Below are 21,583 nucleotides of genomic sequence, written 5' to 3'. Positions count from 1 at the left end.
ATGGGGGCCTGGAGGAGTAGAGGAGCACATCGCATGCACTGGTCCCCACGCTGGCTCACCGCCGGCGCGGTCGGCGCGTTGGTCGTCGGGCTCGCCGCACCGGCGTCCGCCGCCCCGCCCGCCCCGCCCACCGGCCCGAAGCCCGGCCCGAGCACCCCGCTCGCGGCACCCGTTCGCGTCACGCTGATCACCGGCGACCAGGTCGAGCTCGCGCCCGCGGCGCCGGGCCGGGTCGCCGCCACCGTCCGCCCGGGCCCCGGGCGAGAGCGCGTCATCTTCCAGACCCTGGAGGTCGACGGCGGGCTGCGGGTGGTGCCCAGCGACGCCCTGCCCTACGTCTCCAGCGGGGTGCTCGACGCCAACCTGTTCGACGTGCAGGAGTTGGCCGCCGACGGCTACGGCGACGTCGTGCAGCGCGATCTGCCGCTGATCGTGCGCTACCAGGAACCCTCTGCCGGCCGGGTCCGGCCGCTCGCCGTCGCCGCCGACGCCCGCCCGCTGGAGAGCATCAACGGCGCGGCGCTGCGGGTCGACAAGGGTGACCTCGGTGGCCTGTGGAGCACGCTCGCCGCCACGCCGACGAACCGGGGCAGCGCCGCCGCCGCGACGCTGGGTGGCGGCATCGCCCGCGTCTGGCTCGACGGCCGGGTCCGCCCCACGCTGGAGCACAGCGTGCCGCAGATCGGCGCCCCGGCAGCCTGGGCGGCCGGCCGGGACGGCAGCGGCGTCACGGTGGCCGTGCTCGACACCGGCGTCGACGCCACCCACCCCGACCTGGCCGGGCGGATCGCCGAGGCGCAGGACTTCTCCGGCAGCGGCAGCGCCCGCGACGGCCACGGCCACGGCACGCACGTGGCGGCGACCATCGCCGGCAGTGGCGCCGCGTCGGCGGGGCTGCGCAAGGGCGTGGCGCCGGGCGCGCGACTGCTGGTCGGCAAGGTGCTCGACGACGGCGGCTCGGGCTACGACTCGTCCATCATCGCCGGCATGGAGTGGGCGGCCCACGCCGGCGCGAAGGTCGTCAGCATGAGCCTCGGCGGTGACCCGACCGACGGCACCGACCCGATGAGCCAGGCGGTCAACGACCTGACCGCCGAGACCGGCGCGCTCTTCGTGATCGCCGCCGGCAACTCCGGCGCCGCGCGTACCGTCGGCTCACCGGGCGCGGCCGCCGCCGCGCTCACCGTCGGCGCGGTGGACCGCGACGACAACCTGGCCGAGTTCTCCAGCCGCGGCCCGCGGGTCGGTGACAACGGCCTCAAGCCGGAGATCACCGCGCCGGGCGTCGGCATCGTCGCCGCGCGGGCCGCCGGCACCACCATGGGTACGCCGGTGGGTGACGCCTACACGACCGCGTCCGGCACCTCGATGGCCACGCCGCACGTGGCCGGCGCGGCGGCGATCCTCGCCCAGGAACACCCGGACTGGGCTGCCGGGAAGCTCAAGGACGCCCTGGTCAGCACCACCAAGGTCAACCCGGCGCTGACCGTCTTCGAGCAGGGCGGCGGTCGCGTCGACGTGGCGCGGGCACTCAAGCAGCAGGTGTACGCGTCGGCCACCGCGGACTTCGGCCGGATCTCCACCGGGGGCGCGGCGGTCGAGCGGACCGTGACGTACACCAACGGCACGACGGCCGCGCGGACCCTGCGGCTGGCCCTGGAACTGCGCAACCTGGACACCGGTGCGGCCGAGACCGACGGGGTCTCCGTCGGATCCGGCGAGGTGAGCGTGCCGGCGGGCGGCAGCGTGGTCGTGCCGCTGCGGGCCGACCCGGCGAAGCTGGCCCGGGGCGTGCATGGCGGCTGGCTGGTGGCGACCGGTTCGGATGGCGTCGCGGTGCGCACCCCGGTCGGGCTCACCGTCAGCGGTCCGCAGCACAGTGTCACCATCAAGCTGCTGGACCGGCAGGGTCAGCCGGGCATCTCGCCGGGGTTGACCGTCTTCGGTGAGCAGCCCGAGTCGGACTACTGGGGCCTGTGGGGCGGCGAGGGAACCCTACAGGTCGAGGAGGGCACGTACGTGCTGACGGCGCTCGTCGAGCACGGCGTTCCCCTGGACGAGCAGGTGACCCAGATCATCGAGCCGGAGGTGACCGTCGACCGGGACCTGACCGTGGTGCTCGACGCGCGCAAGGGCACGCCGGTGCGGATCGAGACGCCGAAGCCCAGCGAGCAGCGGGCCACGCTCAGCTACTACGTGCACCGGGTGCTGGGCAACGGCCGGCAGATCGACCACGGTGTGCTGGCCTACAGCGTCGTGCAGCAGGTCAACGTGACGCCGACCCGCCAGGTGCGGCAGGGCGAGTTCGAGTTCGCCTCGCGTTGGCAGCTCGTCGCGCCCATGGTCGACGCCACGATCAGCGGGGTGTCCGGTCCGTCGGACATCAACCTGAAGGGCACGTCGCCGGCGCCGACCGGTCGGCACCGGCTGCCGCTGGTGTGGGCCGGCACCGGCACCCCCGCCGAGCTGACCCGGGTGCGGGACGCCGCCGTGCTGCTCGCCGCCGACCCGGACCGCTCGGAGGAGGAGCAGGTGGCCGCCGTCGCGGCGGCCGGTGCCGCCGCGGTGCTGATCGTCCGCCCGGAGGACCAGACCGCCTGGACGGTCTGGCGGCCCACCGGAGACCGGCTGCCGATCCCGTCGATGGTGGTCGCGTACGACGACGGGCAGAAGCTGATCGCGGCGGCGCGTAAGGGCCGGGCGACGCTCGACCTGACGTTGACCGTGGACAGCCCCTACCTGTACGACGTGTGGCAGGTGTCGAAGGGGCGGGTGCCGGAGCGGGTCGTGCACACGGTGACCGCGAAGAACACCGCCGAGGTGACCGCGAGCTACGGCGACATGGGTGCGGGCTGGGCCAGCGAGCAGCGGTTCGGCTGGCGGCCGTGGCAGGAGTACGCCTGGAACGACGACCAGCGGATGGTCCGCAACGGAACCACCCGGCAGGAGTTCGTCAGCGCCGGGGACAACTGGTGGCAGCACCGGGTGCTGCACAAGTTCATGTTCATGCAGTGGGGGCAGTTGGCCGGCGGCCTGACCGAGGAGCCCCGGCGGTACGCCGCCGACGACCGGGAGACCGAGACCTGGCACGCGCCGGTCGTCCGTCCGGCCGTACCGGCGAGTGGGGCGCCGGTGCCCACGCGGACCGGGGACAGCCTGGACCTGCGGGTGCCGGAGTTCGTCGACGCCGAGGGGCACTACGGCGTGGCCGGCGAGGGCGAGGAGTCGGACACCGTGGGGGTCCGGGTCAGCCGCGACGGGCAGCAGATCGCCGACCTGTCCGGCGGCTGGGCGCCGGTGCAGACCAGCGCCGGGGTGGCCCGCTACCGCCTGGACGTGAGCACCCGGCGGTCCTCGCCCGAGTGGCGGCACGCCACGCGTACGGAGACGGCCTGGGAGTTCACCTCGGCTCGACCGTCGGGTGACACGGCCACGCCGCTGTCGCTGCTGCAGGTGGACTACCGGGTGCCGGCCGACCTGCTCAACACGGTGCGCGGCAACCGGTCGCACCAGCTGGGGCTGACCCTGCGCCAGCCGGCCGGGGTGCCCGCGCCGACGGGCACCAGCGTCCGGGTGGAGGTCTCCTTCGACGGGGGCGTCACCTGGCGGTCCGCGCGGACCACGGGGTCGGGGACCCGGTACATCGCGACGGTGCCGGCCGGGCGAGGAACCGTCTCGGTGCGGGTGCACGCCCGCGACCGGGCCGGTAACACCGTCGACCAGACCGTGGTCGACGCGTACGGGCTGCGCTGAGGTTCGGGGGCGGGGCGGCCGCGGCCGCCCCGCCCCTGCCGGGCGACGGGCCCGGCCGGCGTCAGATCCAGCCGCGCCGGGCCACCTGGAACGCCAGCCCGGGTCGGGTGTCCACGCCGGCGACGTCCATCAGGTTGGCGAGGCGCCGCTGCACGGTCCGCCGGCTCACCCCGAGCTGCGAGGCGATGGACTTGTCCGGTACGCCGGCGACGAACATCGACAGCAGCCGCGCCTCGTCGGTGTCCGGCCGGTAGCCGTCCACGGGGTGGTCGTCGGGATCGGCGCGACCGTCGGTGAGGTCCTCCAGCCGCAGCCGGGTGGCGACCCGCCAGTGGCTCTCGAACAGGGCGAGCAGCGCGTCGAGCAGTTGACTGCGGCCGATCACCGCGGCGGTCGGCTCGCCGCCCTCGAGGTCGGGCACGAGCGGGCAGATGGCGGTGCGGGCGTCCACGATGCACAGTCGGACCGGCAGGCGGTCCAGGACACGGGCCTGTTCGCCGGCGGCGACACCGTTGGCAAGGTCGGCGAGCCCGCCCGGCGCCAACATCAGCTCCCGCTCGTAGATGGCCCGGTAGCGCACGCCCCGGGCCAGCGCGTCGAACTCCTCCACGTTCTCCGGTCCGGTCAGGGCAAGGGGGTTGACCTTGCAGAACCAGAGCACCTCCGTCCGCGCCGAGTTCTGCAGGTCGCGCAGCCGGTCGCGGAGCGTCTGGGCGCCGGTGATCACCTCGACCAGGTGGTCGACGTGATGTCGGCGTAGCCCGGCGCGGTACTCCTCGGCCAGGTGGGTGACCCGCCGACGGGCCGCCTCCAGGTCCTCCTGCCGGCGCAGCAGTGCCGCGCCGAGGGCGACGTCCGGGGCGTTCGGGCGCAGCGGGGCGTCCGGGTCGGTGTCGGTGGGCTGCACGAGACCCTTGCCACGCAGCGTCTCCACCTCGGCGACGACCTGTGCGCGCGGCCGGTGCAGCCGGCGGACCAACTCGTCGATCCGGGCCGTGGTGAGCTGTAGCAGGCAGCGGTACAGCTCCTCCTCGGCGGGGGTCAGGCCGATCACGTCCAACACGGGGCAGAACTGTACGTCGGCCAGGTGACGGCCGGATCGCGGCCCACCGGCGGGGCCCGTCGGCTGGTCAACTGTCGGGCCTCGCGTCTACTGTCGGGTGCTGTGCTGGAAGAGCTGCGCATCACCGGGCTGGGCGTCATCGACGACACGACGCTGCCGTTGACCGGCGGCATGAACGTCATCACCGGCGAGACCGGTGCGGGCAAGACGATGGTGGTGACCGGTCTCGGCCTGCTCTTCGGGGGTCGGGCCGACGCCGGGCGGGTCCGTGCCCAACCCGGGCGGGCCGTCGTGGAGGGTCGGCTGCGGCTGGAGGGCCGGGTCGCCGACGCGGTGCACGCCCGCATCGGCGACGCCGGCGGTGAGCCCGACGAGGACGGCTCGCTGCTGCTGAGCCGCACCGTGACGGTGGAGGGCCGCTCCCGCGCGCACGTCGGTGGTCGGAGCATGCCGGTGTCGATGCTCGCCGAGGTCGGCGAGCAGGCGGTGGCCGTGCACGGTCAGTCCGACCAGCTGCGGCTGCTGCGTCCGGCCGAGCAGCGCGCCGCGTTGGACCGGTTCGCCGGCCCGGCGCACGAGAAGTTGCTCGACGCGTTGCGCGAGGCGTACACGGGGTGGCGGCGGATCGTCGACGACCTGGCCGACCGGCGGCGCAACGCCCGCGAGCGCAACCAGGAGGCCGATCTGCTGCGGCTCGGCCTCGACGAGATCACCCGGGTCGACCCGCAGCCCGGTGAGGACGACGAGCTGAAGACCGAGGCGCAGCGGCTGGAGCACGCCGAGGGGTTGCGGACGGCGGCGCAGCTGGCCCAGCTGTGCGTGGCGGGCGGCGCGGAGGCGGCCGACGAGACGCCGGACGCGGCGGCGCTGCTCGGCACGGCCCGGCGCACGCTGGAGGCGCAGGCCGGCACCGACCCGGCGCTGGGCGAGTTGGCGGCCCGGCTGGAGGAGGCGGCCACCCTGGTGACCGACGTTTCCGCGGAGCTGTCGGCGTACCTGGCGACGCTGGACGCGGACCCGGCCCGGTTGCAGCACCTCTACGAGCGGCGGGCGGCGCTGCGCGCGTTGACCCGCAAGTACGCCGACGACGTCGACGGGGTGATTGCCTGGGCCGACCGGGCACGTGCCCGTCTGTCCGATCTGGACACATCCGACGATCTGCTCGACGAGTTGGAGCGCGAGGGTCAGCGGTTGGCCGCCGAGGTGGCCGACCTGGCCGGTCGGGTGTCGGCCTCGCGGCAGGAGGCGGCGGTGCGTTTCGCCGAGCAGGTCACGATCGAGCTTGCCGGGCTGGCCATGCCGCACGCCCGGATCGAGGTGGCGGTGCTGCCCCGCCCGGCCGGGCGGGCCGAGCCGGCGCTGCCGGTCAACGGCGTCGAGGTGGGTGTCGGCCCGGACGGCGGCGACGAGGTGGAGCTGCGGTTGCTGGCCCACCCGGGTGCGCCGTCGTTGCCGTTGCAGCGGGGCGCCTCCGGTGGTGAATTGTCCCGGGTGATGCTCGCCATCGAGGTGGTCTTCGCGGGTTCGGGCGGTCCGCCGACCCTGGTCTTCGACGAGGTCGACGCCGGTGTCGGTGGCCAGGCGGCGGTGGAGATCGGCCGGCGGCTGGCCCGGTTGGCCCGCAGTCACCAGGTGTTGGTGGTCACCCACCTGCCGCAGGTGGCCGCGTTCGCCGACCGGCACCTGGTGGTGGCGAAGGACACCGGTGGCGCGGTGACCACCAGCGGTGTCCGGGTCGTGGAGGACACCGAACGCGCCCGGGAGCTGGCCCGGATGCTCGCCGGTTTGCCCGACTCGGATCTGGGTATCGCCCACGCCGAGGAGCTTTTGGCCGTGGCCGCGAAGGAAAGGCGGCCGTGACGCCGCGTATTGTGAGCGCAAGCACACCGGCTTGTGCCGACGTGTGCTTCCCTGGGTAGGCGGCCCTGCTCAGGCATGTCGCGACAGAAAAGCCTGCCTCACATGCCAGGATGGTCACGATGCGTCTACCCACGTTGCGCCGGAACCGAAACGCGGAGCCAGGCAGAGTCCTCGGCACCGCGCGCCTCGATCGCCGGACAAAGCGCCTGGTCGGCCGGCTGCGCCCGGGTGACATCGCGGTCATCGACCACGTCGATCTGGACCGGGTGGCGGCCGATTCGTTGGTCGCCGTCGGTGTCGGGGCGGTGCTCAACGCCAAGCCGTCGGTGTCCGGCCGGTACCCGAACCTCGGCCCGGAGGTGCTGGTCGCCGCCGGCATCCCGCTGCTCGACGACCTGGGTGAGGGCGTCTTCGAGCAGATCCGCGAGGGCGACCAGGTGCGCATCGAGGGCAACACGGTCTTCGCCGGCGACGAGCCGGTGGCACACGGCAGCCTGCAGGACGCCGAGTCGGTCGCCAAGGCGATGGCCGACGCGCGGGAGGGTCTGTCGGTGCAGCTGGAGGCGTTCGCCGCCAACACGATGGACTACCTGCGCCAGGAGCGCGACCTGCTGCTCGACGGCGTCGGCGTTCCGGACATCGAGACCCAGATGCAGGGTCGGCACTGTCTGATCGTGGTGCGTGGCTACGACTACAAGGCCGACCTGGACGTGCTGCGCCCGTACATCCGGGAGTTCAAGCCGGTGCTGATCGGTGTCGACGGCGGCGCCGACGCGCTGGTCGAGGCCGGCTACACCCCCGACATGATCATCGGGGACATGGATTCGGTCACCGACGACGTGCTGCGCTGCGGCGCCGAGGTGATCGTGCACGCCTACCCGGACGGGCGGGCGCCCGGTCTGCCCCGGGTCAACGGCCTCGGCGTCCCGGCGATCACCTTCCCGGCCGCGGCGACCAGCGAGGACCTCGCGATGTTGCTGGCCGACGAGAAGGGCGCGTCGCTGCTGGTCGCCGTCGGCACCCACGCCACCCTTGTCGAGTTCCTCGACAAGGGTCGCGGCGGGATGGCCTCGACGTTCCTGACCCGCCTGAAGGTCGGTGGCAAACTCGTCGACGCCAAGGGTGTGAGCCGGCTCTACCGGCAGAGCATCTCCGGTTCGTCGCTGCTGCTGCTGGTGCTCTCGGCGATCGCGGCGATGGCGTCGGCGGTGGCCGTCTCGACCGTCGGGAAGGCGTACCTGGGCGTGGTCGCCGAGTGGTGGGACAATTTCGTGTTCCAGCTGTACCGGCTTTTCTAGTTCCCGACCGATCAAGAGGCTGCAAGCGTGATCAACTTCCGCTACCACGTGGTGTCCCTCACCGCGGTCTTCCTGGCTCTGGCGATCGGCCTGGTGGTCGGCACGGCCGCCCTCAACGGCCCGGTCGCCGACTCGCTCAAGGAGCAGGTCACCGGGCTGCGTAAGGACAACCAGCAGTGGCGCCAGACGGTCAGCAACATGGAGAAGCAACTGGGTCTGGAGGAGGAGTTCGCCGAGGAGATGTCACAGGTCGTCCTGCCGGGCACCCTCACCGGGCGTCGGGTCGTGGTGCTCAGCCTGCCCAATGGGCGTGACCACACCGAGGGTGTGCTCAAGAAGCTCCAGCTCGCCGGCGCCACCATCACCGGCCGCGTCGACCTGCAGGACAAGTTCATCAACCCGGACAACAATTCCAACCTGCTGGAGCTGGCCGTCACCGCCGCCCGGCCCACCGCGCAGACCACCGGCCTGCCCGGTAACGGGCACGGCGTGGAGACGTCCAGCGCACTGCTGGCCAGCGTCCTGCTGGACCGGGCGCAGGGCACCGCGCCGGTCAGCGACGCCGACCGGCGGGCGGTGCTCGCCGCGTACAACAACGCCGGCTACCTGACCACCGACAGCAACAAGGTGACCGGCTCGGCGGAGGCGGTCGTCGTGGTCAGCGGGCAGCCGTACGTCGACAAGGACTCCGACAAGCGGGACGAGTCGGTCGTCAAGATCGCCGAGCAGTTCGACCGGACCGGGTCGATCGTGGTGGGCGGCAACGGCTCCGTCGGCGGCAACCTGGTGGCCGTGGTCCGCGGTGACCCGGTCCTCGCTCAGACGATCTCCACGGTCGACAACGCCAACACCGTGCAGGGCCAACTGGTCACCAGCCTCGCCCTGGTGCAGCAGCTCACCGAGAAGAAGGCGGGCCAGTACGGCGTCGGCGACAACGCCGCCTCCCTGCTGCCTAGACTGCCCCAGTGAGCGAACGACGTACCCCCGTGTCCGTAATCGACGAGGCGGCGGCGTGAGCGCCCTGGGTCGGCTGCTGATCGCCGGCGCCGGTGTTGCCGCCGCCCGGTACGCGCTGCGCGAGGTGCGTACCGCCCCGGTCGGGCCCGCGCTGGAACGCACGAACTTCCGCGGTCGGACGGTGACCCTGGCCGCCGGCCCGGCGCTCGCCGCCGGTGCGGCCGCCGCCGGCGCGTTCGGCGCGACCAGCGGTGCCTCCGGTGGTGCCGCCCTGGTCGCCGGCCTCGGCGCGGGTGGCGTCGGGCTGTACGACGACGTGGTCGGCGCCCGACCGGAGCAGAAGGCGGCGAAGGGCTTCGCCGGTCACCTCGCCGCGCTGCGCGAGGGCCGGGTCACCGCCGGCCTGGTCAAGGTCGTCGGGGTGGGTGCCGCCGGGCTGGGCGCCGCCGCGCTCCTCGCCGCCGACCCCCGGGTCGCGGCGCACCCGCGCCGGCAGCGCCACGGCGCGTTCGGCCGGGGTGTCGACGTACTGCTCGGCGCCGGGGTCATCGCCGGCACCGCCAACCTGCTCAACCTGCTCGACCTGCGGCCGGGCCGGGCCATCAAGTCCGGGCTGCTGCTCGCCGCGCCGCTGACCGGTGGCCCGCACGGCGGGATCGCCGCCGGTGCGGCCGGTGCCGCCGCGGGCCTGCTCCGCGACGACCTGGCCGAGGACGTCATGCTCGGCGACAGCGGTGCGAACGCCCTCGGTGCGCTGCTCGGCGTCGCGCTCGCCGCCCGCAGCGGCCCGCTCGGCCGGGCCGGCCTGCTGGCCGTGCTCGCCGGGCTCACCGCCGCCAGCGAGAAGGTCAGCTTCACGTCGGTGATCCAGCGGACCCCCGGGCTGCGGGAGCTTGACGCACTGGGCCGACGCGCCGACTGACGTGACCAGACCGGCACCCCTCGCCGGCGCCGGCCGGCTGGCCGGAGCAGCCGCGCTCATCGCCGTCCTCACCGTGGCCAGCCGACTCGCCGGCTTCGGCCGTACCGCCGTGTTCACCTGGGTGGTCCAGCAGAGCGACCTCGGCGGCATGTACGTGATCGCGAACACGGTCCCGAACATCGTCTTCGAGATCGTCGCGGGTGGGGCGCTGGCCAGTCTGGTCGTACCGCTGCTGGCCGGGGCGGTCGCGGCGGAGGACCGGCGGGCGGTGGCCGCGACCACCGGCGCGCTGCTCACCTGGACGGTGAGCCTGCTGGTTCCGCTCGCCGTGCTGGTCGTCCTGTTCGCCGATCCGATCATCTCGCTGATCAGCGAGGGACGCTCGGCGTCGGAACTCGCCGCCGGTGCCCGGATGCTGCGGGTGTTCGCCCCGCAGTTGCCCCTCTACGGGATCGGCATCGTGCTCACCGGTGTCCTGCAGGCGCACCGGCGTTTCGCCTGGCCGGTCATCGCGCCGCTGCTGTCCAGCCTCACCGTGGTCGTCGTCTACCTGGCCTTCGGCACCGCGCAGGGGCGTGGCGCGTCGGTGGCCCAGGTCAGCCGCGGCGGTGAGCTGCTGCTGTCCGCCGGCACCACGCTGGGCGTGGTCGTGCTGTCCCTGTCGCTGCTGATCCCGCTGCGGCGGCTGCGGCTGCGGCCCCGGTTCGGGTACGCCTTCACCGCCGACGCGCGGACGCGGATCGGCGGGCTCGCCACGGCCGGCGCGGTGACGGTGGCGGCGCAGCAGGTCGCGCTCCTGGTGATCCTGAACCGCGTCTCCGGTGGCCCCACCGGCTCCCCGCAGGTGTTCAACCTGGCCCAGGCCATCTTCCTGTTGCCGTGGGCGGTGCTCGCCGTACCGCTGGCGGTAGCGTCCTATCCGACGCTCGCCACCGCCTCCGCCGCCGGCGACGAGACCGGCTACCGGCGGACCCTGTCGACGACGGTGCGCGGCGTGCTGCTGTTCAGCTGCCTGGGTGTCGCCGCGCTGATCGCGACCGCGCAGCCCGTCGCGGCCGTCTTCTACCCGGACAATCCGGCGTCCACCGCGGCGGCCATCACCGGCTTCGCCCCCGGCCTGCTCGGCTACGGGCTGTTCGCGGTCCTGTCCCGCGCGCTGTACGCGCGCGGCGACACCCGGCCGGCGACCGTGGCGATCACGCTGGGCTGGCTGGTCGTCCCGGCCGTGGCGCTGCCGTTGACCGCCCTGCTTCCCACCGCCGACCGGGTGCTCGCGGTGACGTCAGCGAACTCGGTGGGCATGCTCGTACTCGGGGCGCTGCTGGTCACGGCGGTGCTGCGCGCCGCCGGGCGTCCGGCGCTGGCCGGCACGACCCGGGCCGGGGCGGCCGGCGGCCTGGCCGGAGTGCTCGCCGCGCTCGCCGGGTTGGGCGTCGTCCGGTTGCTCGACACGCCGGGTGGCGGCACCCCGACGATGGCGGCGGCACTCGGTCAGGGCATGCTGTCCGGGGTTCTGGTCGGGGTGGTGTTCCTCGCCGTGGTCTGGTTCGTCGACCGGCGGGACGTACAGCCGCTGCTCGCCGGGGTGCTGCGCCGCCTGAGCCGGCGGAGTCGCGGCGGCGGGCCGACGCCGGGCGGGGTCTCCCCGGAGCGGGGTGACGGGAAGGAGACGGCGGCGCGATGAGTGAGCCACCTCTGTCCACCGGCTGGTCGGGCAGTGTCGCCCTGCTGCTCGCCTCCAGCACCGGTGGGGTCGGCCAGCACGTCCGTTCGGTGGCGCGGGGGCTCGTCGCGGCCGGCGCGCGGGTGCTGGTGTGCGGGCCGGCGGCGACGCAGGAACAGTTCGACTTCGTGGGCGTGGGCGCGCGGTTCGAGCCGGTGGAGATCCCGGCCAGCCCGACCCCCGCCGACGCGCGCGCGGTGCTCGCCGTGCGCCGGGTCCTCGCCGACGCCCAGGTCGACGTGGTGCACGCCCACGGCCTGCGCGCCGGGCTGGTCGCCGTGCTGGCCCGGCCGGCGGCCCCGCTGGTGGTGACCTGGCACAACGCGGTGCTCGCCGGCGGGTTGCGCGGCGGCGTCTCCCGTCTCGTCGAACGGGTGGTGGCCCGGGGCGCCCGGGTCGCTCTCGGCGCCTCGGCGGACCTGGTGGACCGGGCCGCGGCGCTGGGCGCCACCGACGCCCGGCTCGCCCCGGTCGCCGCGCCGACCCTGCCCGCGCCCCGCCGACGTCCGGCGGCGGTCCGGGCCGAGTTCGGCGTACGACCGGACCAGCCGTTGATCGTGTCGGTGGGCCGGTTGCACCCGCAGAAACGCTACGACGTGCTGATCGACGCGGCGGCCCGCTGGCGTACCCGGACACCTCCACCGGTGGTGGTGATCGCCGGCAGTGGCCCGGCGTACCTGCCGTTGGCGGCCCGCACGTCCGCGGCCCGTGCCCCGGTGACCCTGCTGGGGCACCGCACCGACGTGGCGGACCTGCTCGCCGGCGCCGACTTGGCGGTGGTGAGCAGCGACTGGGAGGCCCGGCAGCTCTTCGCGCAGGAGGCGCTGCGCGCCGGCGTACCCCTGGTGGCGACCGCGGTCGGTGGGCTGCCGGAGCTGGTCGGCGACGCCGCGGCGCTGATCCCGGCCGGTGATGTCGACGCCCTCGACGCGGCGGTGCGCGCCCTGCTGGACGATCCGGCGGCCCGCGCCGAGCTGGGCCGGCGCGGCGCCGAGCGGTCGGCGACGTGGCCCACCGAGGCGGACACCGTCGCCGCGCTGGCCGCGCTCTACACCGAGCTGACCGCGGCCCCCACCGGCCCGACGGCCCCGGACACCCGGGCACCGAGAACGGAACACCGCTGATGCTGCGTCGACTCGCGCCCGCCGTGTTGACGGTGCTCGTGGTGGCGCTGGGTGTCGCCGCGCTGGCCGTCCGGCCGCCGCAGGGCGCGCCGCAGCGCACCGCAGACTTCGTGGTGCTCGCCGGGATCGCCGGCCTGCGCTGGGAGGACGTCGACCCGCAGCGCACCCCGACGCTGTGGCGGATGGCCCAGGAGGGGTCGATCGGTTCGCTGTCGGTGCGGTCCGCGCACCGGCCCACCTGCCCGGTGGACGGGTGGCTGACGCTCGGCGCGGGCAGCTTCGCCGCCTGGAACGGCAGCCGACTCGACGGCGGCTGCCCGGCGGCCGGGGTGGCCGTGGAGCAACCCGACGGCATCGGCGCGAATCTTCCCGACCAGGAGAGCGTGGTCCAGTACAACCAGCAGCGGCTGCCGTGGAACACGTTGCCCGGGTCGCTGTCGGAGTCGGTGCGCTGTTCGGTCGCGGTGGGTCCGGGCGCGGCGGTGGCCGCCGCCCGTCCGTTCGGCCGAGTCGACCGGTACGCCTCGGCGCTGCCAGACGACCCGCGCGCGCTGCTCGGGGCCTGTGTGCTGAGCATCGTCGACCTCGGCACGGTCGAGGGGACCGACCCGGCGACGCGCGCCGAGGCGGCCCGCGCGGCGGACGCCGAGCTCGCCCGCGTGGTGGCCGCCCGGCCGCCGCGGTCGCTGGTGCTGGTCGCCGGGATCTCCGACACGGCCCGCCCGTCGCGGCTGCACGTGGTGGTCGCCGACGGGCCGGGCTGGGAGCGGGGGTGGCTGACGTCGTCCAGCACCGGCCGGGACGGCTACCTGCAACTCGTCGACCTCGCGCCGACCGCCCTCGCCGCGCTGGGTCGGCCGATGCCGGAGCGGCTCTTCCTCGGCCGGCCCGCGGTCAGCGCCGGTGGCCGGCCGGCAGACCTGGCCGACGCGATCAACGCGCCGGCCGACGCCGACCGGAAGGCGGCCGCCCAGCGGAGCGTGTCCGGCGAGTTCTTCACCGTGCTGGCCGTGGTGCAGGTGCTGCTGGCGCTGGCGGTGTTGCCGTTGCTGCGCCGGGCGCGGCCGCACGCCGGGCCGACCGGGCCGACGCCGGCGCCCGCGCGGCTCGTGGCGGTGGTCGAGGTGCTGCTGGTGGCGGCGGCGTTGACCGTGCCGGCCGCGCTGCTCGCCGACGCGGTGCCCTGGTGGCGGGGCGAGCATCCCGGGTGGATCTTCGCGGGGGTGACCGCGCTGCTGGTGGTGGCCGGCACGGCGGCGGTCCGGTTCGCCTCCGGGTACGCGGGCACCCTCGGCCCGCTCGGCGCGGTGGCCGGTCTCGCCACCCTCGTCGTGGGGTTGGACGTGCTCACCGGGGCGCGGCTGCAGCTCAACGGCGTGGTGGGCTACTCGGCGTTGCAGGGTGGCCGGTACGCGGGACTGAGCACCGTCGGGCTGGGCGTGCTCCTCGCCGGGGCGCTGGTCAGCGGGGGCTGGCTCGCCCAGCGGGTCCCCCGGGGTTGGCGGCCCGCGGTGATGGTGGCCGTGGGCGGTCTCGCCGTGGTGGTCGTCGGCAGTCCGTACCTGGGCGCCGATCCGGTCGGGGCGATCGCGCTCACCGCCGGACTGAGCGTGGCCGCGGTGATCAGTGCCGGCGGGTGGCTGACCATCAGCAGGCTGGCGTGGGCGACCATGGCGGCCCTGGCGGTCGGTGTCGGCTTCGCCGTGGTGGACCTGCGCCGTCCGCCCGCGGAGCGGGGCAGCCTGGGTCGGTTCCTGTCCGCCGTCGGCGACGGCACCGGCGGCTTCACCGTGCACCGGTCGAGCACGGAGAACTTCGAGACGCTGGTGAACAGCCCGCTGACCGTGCTGGCGTTGGCCGGTGGCCTGCTGGTGTGGTTCGCCCTGTTGCAGCCGTGGGGCGGCCTGATGCGGCTGTTCGGCATCTATCCGGCGGTCCGGGCCGCGCTGGCCGGCACGGCGGTCGCGGCCGTGCTGGGTGGGGTGCTCGACGGTGCGGCGCTGGACGTCGCCGGTGCCGCCACCGCACTGGTGGTGCCGATGGCCGCCCTCGCGTCGCTGCGGGTGCTCGGGCACGCCGCGGACCGGACCCGTCCGGGTGTGGGCCGCCTGCGCGACGACGACGCGGGCTCCGGCGCGGGCTCGGGCGGTGACGCGGGACCGGGCGGTGACGCGGGCAGCGGTGGCGTCGGCCCGGCCGGTGGCGGCGGCCCGACCGGTGGTGGTGGGCCGTTGGGGGCGGTGCATCCCCGCCCGATCAGCGGCCCGCCCGCGAGCCCATCCCGGTCGTCGGTGACGCCGCCCGAGGGTGCGGCGGCCGAGCGGCCCGCGGACGACGACGACGCGCCGGAGCCCACCGCGGTGCTACCGCCCCGGCAGGTCACCCGATCATCGACCGAGGTTGCCGCTCCCTGAGCGTCGGGCGTCGTCGTGGTGACCCGGTGGTGTCGCACCCGGGGTGCGGCCTGCGGGTACCCGCCCGGGAGGTGTTACCGTCGAATCCCGTGGATCGCGTGATCACTTTGCTGATCAAGCACGGCGGTCTGCATGACCGCGACAGACGACACGGGAGCAGGCCTTGGCCCCATCAGCACGGACGACCAGGCACATTTTCGTCACCGGGGGCGTCGCCTCCTCGCTGGGTAAGGGCCTCACCGCCTCCAGCCTCGGCAACCTGCTGACCGCGCGCGGGTTGCGCGTGGTGATGCAGAAGCTCGACCCCTACCTGAACGTCGACCCGGGGACGATGAACCCGTTCCAGCACGGTGAGGTCTTCGTCACCGAGGACGGCGCCGAGACCGACCTCGACGTCGGGCACTACGAGCGTTTCCTGGACCGGGCGCTGTCCGGCAAGGCGAACGTCACCACCGGCCAGATCTACTCCGACGTGATCGCCAAGGAGCGGCGCGGTGAGTATCTGGGCGACACCGTCCAGGTCATCCCGCACATCACCAACGAGATCAAGTCGCGGATCCTGGCGATGGCCGACCCGGACGACGACGGCCAGCTGCCCGACGTGGTGATCACCGAGGTCGGCGGCACGGTCGGCGACATCGAGTCGCTGCCGTTCCTGGAGGCGATCCGCCAGGTCCGCCACGACCTGGGCCGCGACAACTGCTTCTACCTGCACGTGTCGCTGGTGCCGTACCTGGCGCCCTCGGGTGAGCTGAAGACCAAGCCGACGCAGCACTCGGTGGCGCAGCTGCGCAACATCGGTATCCAGCCGGACGCCATCGTGCTGCGCTGCGACCGGGAGATCCCGGTGAAGCTCAAGGAGAAGCTGTCGCTCTACTGCGACGTGGACACCGAGGCGGTCGTGGCCGCGCCGGACGCGCCCAGCATCTACGACATCCCGAAGGTGCTGCACCGTGAGGGGCTGGACGCGTACGTGGTGCGCCGGCTCAACCTCTCCTTCCGGGACGTGGACTGGGCCAGTTGGGACGACCTGCTGGAGCGGGTGCACCGGCCCCGGCACACGGTCACCGTCGCGGTGGTCGGCAAGTACGTCGACCTGCCCGACGCGTACCTGTCGGTGAGTGAGGCGATCCGGGCGGCCGGCTTCGGCCACCGGGCGCGGGTGCAGTTGCGCTGGGTGCCCAGCGACGAGTGCGTCACCCCGGCCGGCGCGGCGGCGGCCCTGGCCGGCGTGGACGGCGTCCTCATCCCCGGCGGGTTCGGGGTGCGCGGCATCGAGGGCAAGATCGGCACCGCCCGGTACGCCCGCGAGAACGGCATCCCGCTGCTCGGCCTCTGCCTCGGCCTGCAGTGCATGACCATCGACGTGGCCCGGCATTTGGCCGGCCTGGACGGCGCCAACTCGTTGGAGTTCGACGAGCAGGCCGCGCACCCGGTCATCGCCACGATGGCCGACCAGGAGGACATCGTCGCCGGCAAGGGCGACCTGGGCGGCACGATGCGGCTGGGGGCGTACCCGGCGGCGTTGACCGAGGGCTCGATCGTGGCCGAGGCGTACGGCAGCACCGAGATCAGTGAGCGCCACCGGCACCGCTACGAGGTGAACAACGCCTACCGGGACGCTTTGACCAAGGCCGGCCTGCACATCTCCGGCACCTCGCCGGACGGCCGGCTGGTCGAGTTCATCGAACTCGACCGGAGTCTGCACCCGTTCTTCGTAGCCACCCAGGCGCACCCGGAGCTGAAGAGCCGCCCGACCCGCCCGCACCCGCTGTTCGCCTCGTTCGTCAAGGCGGCGGTGGCGTACTCGCAGGCCGACCAGCTGCCGGTCGACCTGGACGCGGCGGAGGCCCCGACGACGCGCAAGGCCGCCCGCAACGGCGCCGCCACGAAGGCCGCGTCCGCCTCGTGAGCGGGCGCAGCGAGCGAACCAGCAGGCTCAGTGGGGTGCCGCACGTCGTCGTCGAGCGCAGCGAGGCGACGGCATGAGCGCTGTCGAGCACCGCTACGAGGTGCGTTCCCGCCAGGAGCGGTACCGGGGGCGGATCTTCGACGTGGTCACCGAGGAGGTGACCATGCCCGGCGGCGGGACCGCCCGGCGTGACCTGGTCCGGCACGTCGGGGCGGTGGCCGTGGTGGCGCTCGACGACGCCGACCAGGTGGTGTTGATCCGCCAGTACCGGCATCCCGTGGGGCGGCACCTGTGGGAGCTGCCGGCCGGGCTGATGGACGTCACCGGCGAGGAGTTGCCGGCGGCCGCGCTGCGGGAGCTGGCCGAGGAGGCCGACCTGACCGCCGGGCGGGTCGACGTGCTCGTCGACCTGCACAGCTCACCCGGGTTCACCAACGAGATCGTCCGGGTGTTCCTGGCCCGGGACCTCGCCGACGTGCCGGCCGACGAGCGGCACGAGCGCCGCGACGAGGAGGCCGACCTACAGATCGTGCGGATCGACCTGGACGAGGCGGTCGCCATGGTCCTCGCCGGCGAGATCACCAACGCGTCCGCGGTGGCCGGGCTGCTGGCTGCGGCCCGCGCCCGGGACACCGGCTTCGCGGCTCTGCGCCGGGCGGACGCGCCGCTGTCGCGCTGAGCGCCGCCGCCGGTCCAGCCGGCGGGAGTACGCGCGAAAAGGGGCCCCGCGGTCAACCGCGGGGCCCCTTTTCCGGTGTCCGGTCGTATCAGTCGCGCAGCGGGCGACCCTGCGCGTCCGTGCCGCCGTTGACCAGGATGAGGATGCCGTCGATGACGCCCCACAGGGCGCCGACACCGCAGGTCACCAGGCTCACGACGAGCTGAAGAACGGCGATCTTGGTGTGTCCGGTGTAGAACCGACCGGCCCCGAAGGTGCCCAGCAGGATGCCGAGGATGCCCGCGACGACCTTGCTCTTGTCGGAGTAACCCGGGGCGTACCCGGGCTGGTAAGGAGGAGTGGTCATGGGCGGTCACATTAGTGATCCACTCGTCCGCTGTCCGCACCGCCACCCGTCAGATGGGACGATAATGGTCGAACACTGTCCTGACGGTTGAGGCGGCGCCGCTCCGCCGGGTCCGGTTGGTGCCCTGACACATCGTCAGGACACCCGACCACCGGATGGCACTGTGCTGGCTCGCGGCGGCGCCGGGCGCGCCTAGACTGCCGCCGGCGGGACCGGTGGACCGCGGTGGCAAAGGGGCCATTGCGGCACCGAGCAGTCGGGGGAGAGCAGCCCCGAAGAGAGGTGTCTGCATCGTGAAGGTCGGAATCCCACGCGAGGTCAAGAACCACGAGTACCGCGTGGCGATCACGCCAGCGGGCGTCAACGAGTTCACCCGCAGCGGCCACCAGGTCTTCGTCGAGTCCGGCGCCGGTGTCGGCTCCAGCATCACCGACGAGGAGTTCGCCGCCGCCGGCGCGACGATCCTCGCCACCGCCGACGAGGTGTGGGAGACCGCTGAGCTGGTGCTCAAGGTCAAGGAGCCGATCGCCGAGGAGTACCACCGGATGCGCGAGGGGCAGGTGCTCTTCACCTACCTGCACCTGGCCGCCTCGAAGGAGTGCACCGACGCGCTGATCGACCGCAAGGTCACCGGCATCGCGTACGAGACCGTCGAACTGCCCGACCGGTCGTTGCCGCTGCTCGCCCCGATGTCCGAGGTCGCCGGCCGGCTCGCCCCGCAGGTGGGCGCCTTCTACATGATGCGTACCGGCGGTGGGCGCGGTGTGCTGCCCGGCGGTGTCTCCGGCGTGTACGCGGCCAAGACCGTCGTCATCGGCGCCGGCGTCTCCGGCATGAACGCCGCCGCCATCGCGCTGGGCCTGCAGTCCGAGGTGCTGCTGCTGGACAAGAACGTCGCCCGGCTGCGCCAGGCCGATGCCATCTACCGGGGCCACCTGCAGACCGTCGCCTCCAACGCGTACGAGGTCGAGCGGGCCGTGCTCGACGCCGACCTGGTCATCGGCGCGGTGCTGGTGCCCGGCGCGAAGGCCCCGACGCTGATCTCCAACGAGCTGGTCTCCCGGATGAAGCCGGGCAGCGTGCTCGTCGACATCGCCATCGACCAGGGCGGCTGCTTCGAGGACTCGCGCCCCACCACGCACGCCGACCCGGTCTACAAGGTCCACGAGTCGATCTTCTACTGCGTCGCGAACATGCCCGGCGCGGTGCCGAACACCAGCACCTACGCGCTGACCAACGTCACCCTGCCGTACGCCCTGGAGCTGGCCAACCAGGGCTGGCGCGAGGCGCTGCGCACCGACCCGGCCCTCGCGCTGGGCCTCAACACCCATGCCGGCCGGGTCACCTACGGCCCGGTGGCCGAGGCACACGGCATGGACGTGCTGCCGCTGGCCGACGCGCTGGCCTGAGCGGTGGCGGTCTGACCGGCACCCCGGCCTCCGCCGGCGCGGACGAGCGGTCCGCGCCGGCGTTGCGCCGTGCCGTGCGGGCCTACCTCGACCACCTCACCGTCGAGCGTGGCCTGTCCGCGAACACGCTCGCCTCGTACCGCCGCGACCTGGACCGCTACCTCGCGACCCTCGCCGACGCCGGCGTCGCCGACCTCACGTCGGTCGGCGCCGGCGTCGTCGAATCGCACGTGGCCCGGCTGCGAGCCGGCGACGACGAGCATCCGCCGCTCGCCGTCTCGTCCGCCGCCCGCGCCGCCAGCGCGGTCCGCGGCCTGCACCGCTTCGCGCTGCGCGAGGGGCTGACCGGCGTCGACCCGAGCCGCGACGTCCGCCCGCCCACCCCGCCGCGCCGGCTGCCCCGCGCCCTGGGAGTCGATGACGTGATCCGGCTGCTGGAGACCGCCGGCCCGGTCACCGCCACCGGCGACGACGTGCCGCTCGCGCTGCGCGACCGGGCGCTGGTGGAGTTTCTGTACGGCACCGGGGCGCGCATCTCCGAGGCGGTCGGCGCCGCCGTCGACGACCTGGACGTCGACGAGGGCACGGTGCTGCTGCGCGGCAAGGGCGGCCGGATGCGGCTGGTGCCGATCGGCGGGTACGCCGTCGAGGCGGTGCGCGCCTACCTGGTGCGGGCCCGGCCCGGGCTGGCCGCGGCGGGCAGGGGCACCCCCGCGGTGTTCCTCAACGCCCGCGGCGGGGCGCTGTCGCGCCAGGGCGCCTGGGGCATCCTGCGTCGGGCCGCCGTCGCCGCCGGTCTGCCGGTCGACGGACCCGCGGCGGTGTCCCCGCACACCCTGCGCCACTCGTACGCCACGCACCTGCTCGACGGCGGCGCCGACGTGCGGGTGGTGCAGGAGCTGCTCGGTCACGCCTCGGTGACCACCACCCAGGTCTACACCCTGGTCACCGTCGAACGGCTGCGCGAGGTGTACGCCACCGCCCACCCGCGCGCCCGGGGCTGAGGCCGCCGGTCGCGGTCGGTCCCGACACGCCGGGCCGGTGCCGAACCCCCTGCTGGTCGGTGGCGTACAGTCGGCATCGGCGCGGACCTCCTGGGGCGATACGACCGGGGTGCGCAGCGGCGCCGCGAAGGACGTCGGACGGCTCCGACGCCGGGTGGGTCGTCGGGAGGGGGCAACGAGGACATGGCTGGCAACGGTGACCGTGCCGAGACCTGGACGTCGGAGCTCCGCGAGCAGCAGGCCACGCTCGGTGCGGACCTCGGTCCTGCGGATCCGGCGGCCTACACGATGCGCAAGCCCATCCCCGAGCCGATGCCCACCGATCGGCACGGCCCGGCGCGCATCATCGCGATGGCCAACCAGAAGGGTGGCGTTGGAAAGACCACCACCACCATCAATCTGGGCGCCGCCCTGGCCGAGTACGGCCGCAAGGTGCTGCTGGTCGACTTCGACCCGCAGGGCGCGCTGTCGGTGGGTCTGGGCGTCAACCCGCACAACCTCGACCTGTCCGTCTACAACCTGCTCATGCAGGACGACGTGACCGCCGAGGACGTCCTCATCAAGACCGACGTGGCGGGCCTGCACCTGCTGCCGGCCAACATCGACCTCTCCGCCGCCGAGATCCAGCTCGTCAACGAGGTCGCCCGGGAGATGGCCCTCGCCCGGGTCCTGCGGTCGGTCCGTAAGGAGTACGACTACATCCTGATCGACTGCCAGCCCTCACTGGGCCTGCTGGCGATCAACGCGCTGACCGTCGCGCACGGTGTGCTCATCCCGCTGGAGTGCGAGTTCTTCAGCCTGCGCGGTGTCGCGCTGCTGCTGGACACCATCGACAAGGTGCGCGAGCGACTCAACTTCGACCTGGAGCTGGAAGGCATCCTCGCCACCATGTACGACAGCCGCACCACCCACTGCCGCCAGGTGCTGCAGCGGGTGGTGGAGGCGTTCGGCGACAAGGTCTACCAGACGGTCATCACCAAGACGGTGAAGTTCCCCGAGTCCACGGTGGCCGGTGCCCCGATCACGACGATGGACCCGGCGTCCTCCGGGGCACGCAACTACCGTCAGCTGGCCCGCGAGGTGATCGCCGCCCAGTCGGAGCGGTAGCCGGAACGCCCC

The 21,583-nt window shown here is 73.9% G+C and carries 15 protein-coding genes; 13 read left to right on the top strand and 2 right to left on the bottom strand.

Going from position 1 to position 21,583, the window contains the following annotated elements:
* The first annotated feature begins 33 nt into the window (after positions 1 to 33).
* Positions 34 to 3,753, top strand: coding sequence for a S8 family serine peptidase (locus O7620_RS11940; protein ID WP_278123092.1), 3,720 nt, complete (start codon positions 34 to 36; stop codon positions 3,751 to 3,753).
* A 61-nt stretch (positions 3,754 to 3,814) separates the two neighbouring features.
* Here the strand turns inward: O7620_RS11940 and O7620_RS11935 are convergent, their stop codons facing one another.
* Complete coding sequence (locus tag O7620_RS11935) at positions 3,815 to 4,816, bottom strand: helix-turn-helix domain-containing protein (RefSeq protein ID WP_278123091.1); 1,002 nt, start codon at positions 4,814 to 4,816, stop codon at positions 3,815 to 3,817.
* A gap of 102 nt (positions 4,817 to 4,918) precedes the next feature.
* Here O7620_RS11935 and recN point away from each other — a divergent pair, with 102 nt between their 5' ends.
* From recN to O7620_RS11890, 9 genes are all read left to right on the top strand, one after another.
* Complete coding sequence (recN, locus tag O7620_RS11930) at positions 4,919 to 6,676, top strand: DNA repair protein RecN (protein WP_278123090.1); 1,758 nt, start codon at positions 4,919 to 4,921, stop codon at positions 6,674 to 6,676.
* Between the two features lie 119 nt (positions 6,677 to 6,795).
* On the top strand, positions 6,796 to 7,974 hold the full coding sequence (gene steA / locus O7620_RS11925) for a putative cytokinetic ring protein SteA (RefSeq protein ID WP_278123089.1): 1,179 nt from the start codon (positions 6,796 to 6,798) through the stop codon (positions 7,972 to 7,974).
* 27 nt (positions 7,975 to 8,001) lie between these two features.
* Positions 8,002 to 8,943 carry a copper transporter gene (locus O7620_RS11920; protein ID WP_278123088.1) on the top strand — a complete coding sequence of 314 codons (942 nt, stop codon included), beginning with the start codon at positions 8,002 to 8,004 and terminating at the stop codon, positions 8,941 to 8,943.
* A gap of 43 nt (positions 8,944 to 8,986) precedes the next feature.
* Positions 8,987 to 9,853 carry a hypothetical protein gene (locus O7620_RS11915; protein WP_278123087.1) on the top strand — a complete coding sequence of 289 codons (867 nt, stop codon included), beginning with the start codon at positions 8,987 to 8,989 and terminating at the stop codon, positions 9,851 to 9,853.
* A 1-nt stretch (position 9,854) separates the two neighbouring features.
* A complete protein-coding gene (locus tag O7620_RS11910) occupies positions 9,855 to 11,537 on the top strand; it encodes a lipid II flippase MurJ (protein ID WP_278123086.1) in 1,683 nt (560 codons plus the stop codon).
* The gene (locus O7620_RS11905) at positions 11,534 to 12,700 is read left to right on the top strand and encodes a glycosyltransferase family 4 protein (RefSeq protein ID WP_278123085.1); all 1,167 of its coding nucleotides are present in this window, start codon (positions 11,534 to 11,536) and stop codon (positions 12,698 to 12,700) included. The genes O7620_RS11910 and O7620_RS11905 overlap by 4 nt, the downstream gene beginning before the upstream one ends.
* On the top strand, positions 12,700 to 15,114 hold the full coding sequence (locus O7620_RS11900) for a hypothetical protein (protein WP_278123084.1): 2,415 nt from the start codon (positions 12,700 to 12,702) through the stop codon (positions 15,112 to 15,114). Before O7620_RS11905 ends, O7620_RS11900 begins: the two co-directional genes overlap by 1 nt.
* Positions 15,115 to 15,277: 163 nt before the next feature.
* Positions 15,278 to 17,026, top strand: a complete 1,749-nt coding sequence (locus O7620_RS11895) for a CTP synthase (protein ID WP_278123083.1) — start codon at positions 15,278 to 15,280, stop codon at positions 17,024 to 17,026.
* A 73-nt stretch (positions 17,027 to 17,099) separates the two neighbouring features.
* On the top strand, positions 17,100 to 17,705 hold the full coding sequence (locus tag O7620_RS11890) for an NUDIX hydrolase (protein ID WP_278123082.1): 606 nt from the start codon (positions 17,100 to 17,102) through the stop codon (positions 17,703 to 17,705).
* A gap of 88 nt (positions 17,706 to 17,793) precedes the next feature.
* On the opposite strand, the gene O7620_RS11885 is transcribed toward O7620_RS11890, so the two are convergent.
* Positions 17,794 to 18,051, bottom strand: a complete 258-nt coding sequence (locus tag O7620_RS11885) for a TM2 domain-containing protein (protein ID WP_151490084.1) — start codon at positions 18,049 to 18,051, stop codon at positions 17,794 to 17,796.
* 293 nt (positions 18,052 to 18,344) lie between these two features.
* Here O7620_RS11885 and ald point away from each other — a divergent pair, with 293 nt between their 5' ends.
* The 3 genes from ald to O7620_RS11870 all read left to right on the top strand — a co-directional run bounded on the left by ald (position 18,345) and on the right by O7620_RS11870 (position 21,571).
* Positions 18,345 to 19,460, top strand: coding sequence for an alanine dehydrogenase (gene ald, locus O7620_RS11880; protein WP_151490083.1), 1,116 nt, complete (start codon positions 18,345 to 18,347; stop codon positions 19,458 to 19,460).
* A gap of 11 nt (positions 19,461 to 19,471) precedes the next feature.
* Complete coding sequence (locus tag O7620_RS11875; protein WP_278126967.1) at positions 19,472 to 20,464, top strand: site-specific tyrosine recombinase XerD; 993 nt, start codon at positions 19,472 to 19,474, stop codon at positions 20,462 to 20,464.
* A gap of 183 nt (positions 20,465 to 20,647) precedes the next feature.
* Entirely contained in the window at positions 20,648 to 21,571 is a 924-nt protein-coding gene (locus O7620_RS11870; RefSeq protein ID WP_088990243.1) for a ParA family protein, read from the top strand.
* Positions 21,572 to 21,583: the final 12 nt, after the last annotated feature.

This window comes from Micromonospora sp. WMMD710 (genome assembly GCF_029626045.1).
GTDB lineage: Bacteria > Actinomycetota > Actinomycetes > Mycobacteriales > Micromonosporaceae > Micromonospora.
Note: the sequence above shows the minus strand (reverse complement) of the source record. Positions and strands in the feature narration are given on the sequence as shown.